This is a genomic window from Bifidobacterium sp. UTCIF-38, from assembly GCF_006454495.1.
Taxonomy (GTDB): Bacteria; Actinomycetota; Actinomycetes; order Actinomycetales; family Bifidobacteriaceae; genus Bifidobacterium; species Bifidobacterium callitrichos.
Window position 1 is genome coordinate 1 of sequence record NZ_JFAL01000027.1, and the last position, 4,462, is coordinate 4,462.

At 58.2% G+C, this 4,462-nt stretch carries 4 protein-coding genes; 2 read left to right on the forward strand and 2 right to left on the reverse strand.

Translation table 11 applies throughout. The features are described 5' to 3' along the window. Positions 1 to 143: 143 nt before the first annotated feature. Together BW11_RS09740 and BW11_RS09745 are read right to left on the reverse strand one after the other, a co-directional pair. Positions 144 to 422: a hypothetical protein gene (locus BW11_RS09740; RefSeq protein WP_140476364.1), complete on the reverse strand. Its 279-nt coding sequence runs from the start codon at positions 420 to 422 to the stop codon at positions 144 to 146. A gap of 75 nt (positions 423 to 497) precedes the next feature. Further along, positions 498 to 1,730: an ATP-binding protein gene (locus BW11_RS09745; RefSeq protein WP_140445382.1), complete on the reverse strand. Its 1,233-nt coding sequence runs from the start codon at positions 1,728 to 1,730 to the stop codon at positions 498 to 500. 316 nt (positions 1,731 to 2,046) lie between these two features. On the opposite strand from BW11_RS09745, the gene BW11_RS11620 reads away from it, so the two are divergent. Next, entirely contained in the window at positions 2,047 to 2,667 is a 621-nt protein-coding gene (locus BW11_RS11620; protein ID WP_181162566.1) for a hypothetical protein, read from the forward strand. 60 nt (positions 2,668 to 2,727) lie between these two features. Continuing rightward, positions 2,728 to 4,155, forward strand: a complete 1,428-nt coding sequence (locus tag BW11_RS09755) for an ATP-binding protein (RefSeq protein ID WP_258184628.1) — start codon at positions 2,728 to 2,730, stop codon at positions 4,153 to 4,155. The last annotated feature ends 307 nt before the right edge of the window (positions 4,156 to 4,462 follow it).

Consider the following 4,462-nt stretch of genomic DNA (forward strand, 5'->3'; position numbering starts at 1 on the left):
GGATCTCTCGCTGGAAGAGGCTCTGGCGAGAGATCCCCGCCACGGACAGACAGAGACCTCTCGCTGGGCCGTCGCAGGCGGGAGGCCGGTGTCGGGTGATGACGGAAACCTCTCGCCGTGCGGGCTTGTAGCGTGCGGATGTCTTACGCCGCGAGCTCGGCGTTCGCCCGGGTCGGTAGTTCGCTGAACGGAATCACACGGATGCCGTAGCTCGTCAACGCCTGCACGGAGAAATCCCGGAGAGAAATCCCGGAGAGAAATCCCGCAGTTCGTGTTCGCGGTCGTCTCCGATCATGATGAGCTTGGAGCCCGTATGCGTCAAGTGCCGCCGCCACGTCGTCGACGGAGTATTCGGCGACTCGGTGCTGTGCCGTCTCCGTCAGCGATTGGATGTTGGAAAGGGTCTGGACGAAGCGGTTCATGGCATCGGGGCGACTGCCTTCCGCCTCAAGCGTGATCTTCCCCCTCGCGTCGGTCTTCTTGCTTCTTTGAATCGGTTATTCAAATGTGATGTCCCCGTCGTTGGCGAGGAACTCCATGAGGTTGCGATGTCGTACGCCATCACGTTGCAACGGCAGCGGATCAAGCGTGAACAGATAACGAGGGAACCCATCGTGGATCAGTGTGAACGGCCGGTATTCCCGTTCCTCGACCTGCGGGTCGAGGACGCTCATCGAGACCTGGATATACGCATACTGATTACGTTTACGTACGATGAAATCACATTCGAGTTTGCCGATCCTTCCCACGCTGACCTCGTAGCCTTTGGCTCGTAGATGCAGATACAGGACGTTCTCCAATGCAGGTCCATAGCTCATTCGCACGTCGGTGTTGCGCGCGTAATACACTCCGGGATCCGCGATGTAGTACTTCTCGCCTCCGCGTAACGATTTACGCGACCGCAGGTCGAACCTTGGGCACTTGTACAGGATTTTGGCGTTTTCGAGCATGCGCACGTATTTGGCGAGAGTCTCCCTCTTGATGGATATGGATTCGCTGTGGCGGAGATATTGGATGATACGTGTCAGGTTGGTGGGTGACGCGTAGTTGTTGATCAGATAGGACTGCACGCGTGCGAATGTGTCGCGGTTCGTGATTCGGCTTCGTGCGGTGATGTCCTTTTCGAAGATCTGGCGGATAACGTCTTGGATGTACATGGACTTCGCGTCCGGGTCATCGTATTCCAACGCCTTGGGGAAACCGCCGTAGGTCAGGTAGTCGTTGAACGATGCCATACCCGCGTCTGTCGGAGCGCCGAGGAAGCCACGCATGCCTAGGTATTCGCCGTAGGAGAGCGTGTACATCTCCAATTCCACGTACCGTCCGGTGAGTTTTGTCGCCAGTTCTCCGGACAGCAGATACGAATTCGAGCCGGTGATGAAGATGGAGAACCGGCCGTCCTCGCGGTAGGCGTTGACCACGGTCTCGAAGCCGCTGACGTTCTGGACTTCGTCGATGAACAGGTAGATAAGGCCATCGGTTCCGGTGCGTTGCGCGATGATCCGGTCGAGCTCGTCCGCAGTGGTCACCTTACGCAGTTCGCGGCTGTCGAGATTCAGGACGACGATGTTGCGCTCGTCGGTGCCGCGTCTGCGCAATTCCTCGGCGACGCACGCCATGAGGGAGGATTTGCCGCATCGGCGGATGCCCGTGATCACTTTGATGAGGTCGGTGTCGTCATAAAAGGGGCGGAGACGTTCCAAGTACCGTTCGCGCGGATACAGAGCCATCTGGCATCCACCTGCTCTTCCTGCACTCCGTATTGCTTCTGGGGGATAAACTTTGCTTTTCTGTCTAAAATACCCCCCGGAAGCGACCTTGAAATGCGATTACCCGATGACGGTGACACAAATATGGTGCGCGCCAAGATCGGCAAGAAGCTGATCGGCCGGTAGTGGGTGACTGAGGTGGTTCCGGCTCACGGAATCGCAACCTGACCGGCTAGGCTGCGAGTTCGGCGTTCGTCCGGGTTGGGGTGGTTCGCTGAACGGAATCGCGCGGATGCCGTAACTCATCAGCGCCTGCATGGTGCCGATGGGATCGGAGATGTTAGGAAAAATCGAATATCGCATCGGTCGTGCGCAGGGCAGGCGCGTGTCGATCTGCGACGAGATGCTCTCCGATCGGGAGGAGCTGATCCCGGGCGGGCAGATCCGTCGCATATTCCGTGACGGCCGCAACGACGAGCGCAGGACCATATGGCTGGAGGCATGCGAACGACTCGGCGTCGACCGGGAGACCGAGGAACGGGCGACGGATGATTTCCTGTTCCTTGATTTCCTGCTGCGCAATACGGATCGGCACTACAACAACTTCGGGCTGATCCGCGACGTGGAATCGCTCGCAATCCGCCCGGCGCCCATCTTCGACAGCGGCGACAGCCTATGGAACGGTCTGGAGCCGGACGCGATATCGAACGACGACTATCCGGCGAAACCGTTCTGGATCGACGACTGGGGCGACAGGCCCAACGCGTACCGTCAGCTCGCGTCGATCCGCGACTGGGATCGGTATGACCTGAATGCGCTGGATGCGGTCCCCGATATCGTCCGCGATCAGCTCGCGGGGAACGTACGTATGTCCCTGGTCATCACCGACGCCATCTGCACGACGCTCTGCCGGCGCATCCCGCTCATACGCGAGATCCGCGACCGGAGCCACGCTTGATGCTGTTTGGTATGATACCAATTGGTATCATACCAAACAGCATCAAATAAGGAGGTCGTCGTGGCTTTTGTGGGGCGTGAACGCGAGCTAAGTGCATTGGAGCGGATGTGGAAGCATGACGGTTTCCAGATGATGGTGCTCTATGGTCGTCGCCGTATAGGCAAGACGGCGCTGCTGGACCAGTTCTCGAAAGACAGACGCACGCTGTACTTCACCGCCAGGCAGCAGACCTCAATCGCCAATCTGAGGGACTTCTCGAGAACACTGTATGCCTTCTTCGGCATGCCGGGCTCACTACCGCCGTTCGCGCTCTGGCAGGACGCATTCGACTTCATCGTGGAGCGCATGAAGGAGCGCACCGATGAGCGCACGCTGTTCGTATTCGACGAGTTCCCCTATGCGGCGATCAGCGAACCCTCCCTGCCATCCACGTTGCAGATCGCCATCGATCACGGACTCAATGATTCCAACATGATGATGGTGCTGTGCGGCAGCAATGAAGGATTCATGGAAAGCGAGGTGCTCGGTTACAAAAGTCCGCTGTACGGTCGCAGAACCGGGCAGTTGCGCCTCACCGCATTCGATGCGTTCGATACCGCACGCATGCTGCCGTTTGCGTCCCCGACCGATGTGGTGAGATACTACGCAACGTTCGGTGGAACGCCGTATTATCTCAAACAGATCCAAGCCGATCTCACCTATGAACAGAACGTGACCGAACTGTTGTTCGATACCAGCGGGCTGCTGTATGAGGAGCCGCTGATGCTGTTGCGGCAGGAGCTGCGTGACCCGTCCACATACAATTCCGTGATGAACGCGATCGGCGCTGGTGCTACCAGGCAGAACAAGATCGCCTCTCAGGCCGGTCTGGCCGTGGAATCGAGCGTGAGCAAATACCTGACGACGCTGTCCGGACTCGGTCTCATCGAACGTCAGGTGCCGTTCGGCGAGGATCCGGCTCGTTCCCGCAAAGGATTATGGACCATTCGCGACCCGTTCTTCTCGTTCTGGTATAGGTTCGTCAGCCCGCACTCGGCAGACATCGAAAACTGCGACGGGGATATCGCCGTGCGGGCTGAGGTGTTCGGCCCGGCATTGGACACCTACGTGGGACAGGTGTTCGAGGATGTTGCACGCCAGTGGCTCATGCGTGCGAATCGTACGGGGGCATTGCCGTTCACCGCGTCGCGGTTCGGCAGGTGGTGGGGCAACGATCCGAAGGTGCGCTCGCAGACGGACATCGACGTCATAGCCGCGGATCCGGTACATCATCGGATTCTGCTCGGCGAATGCAAGTGGAAGAATACGCTGAATATTGCCGTGGCCACGCAGGCTCTGCGATCGCGGACCGGGCTGGTGGAGGGGTACGACCGGAGTGATTTCGCGTTGTTCGTCAAGACCGACGAGCTCGCCGAGAAGGCTCGCGACCGGCATGAGCCGGATCTTCTGATCCGGTCGGCCAATGAGATGTTCGCCTCGTACAACTGACCGCCGACGGAAGCCTCTCGCCTTGCGGGGGCATAGCGTGCGAGAGATCCTCGGCCGGCAGTTCTATCACGGCGAAATAGCATCAGCCGTACGTCGGACGGGCATGTGTCGGTCTTCGACGCGACCGAAGTCGCTTGATGCTCTTGATGCTGATCAGAGTATTAGTCTTGGTCTTCCTACGCCTTGCGCAAGTTAATGTATTCGTAAGCAACTTGGTTACGAATAACTTGCTTCCGAATACATTAGCATCATGGATGTCTCTCGATATGGTCCTACGCTGCCATCTTATTGAACGAAATAAGATGTA

Bases quoted from the DNA above. Each gene is read 5' to 3' on its own strand.
- BW11_RS09740 (WP_140476364.1), bottom strand. From the start codon at position 422: ATGAACCGCTTCGTCCAGACCCTTTCCAACATCCAATCGCTGACGGAG.
- BW11_RS09745 (WP_140445382.1), bottom strand. From the start codon at position 1,730: ATGGCTCTGTATCCGCGCGAACGGTACTTGGAACGTCTCCGCCCCTTT.
- BW11_RS11620 (WP_181162566.1), top strand. From the start codon at position 2,047: ATGTTAGGAAAAATCGAATATCGCATCGGTCGTGCGCAGGGCAGGCGC.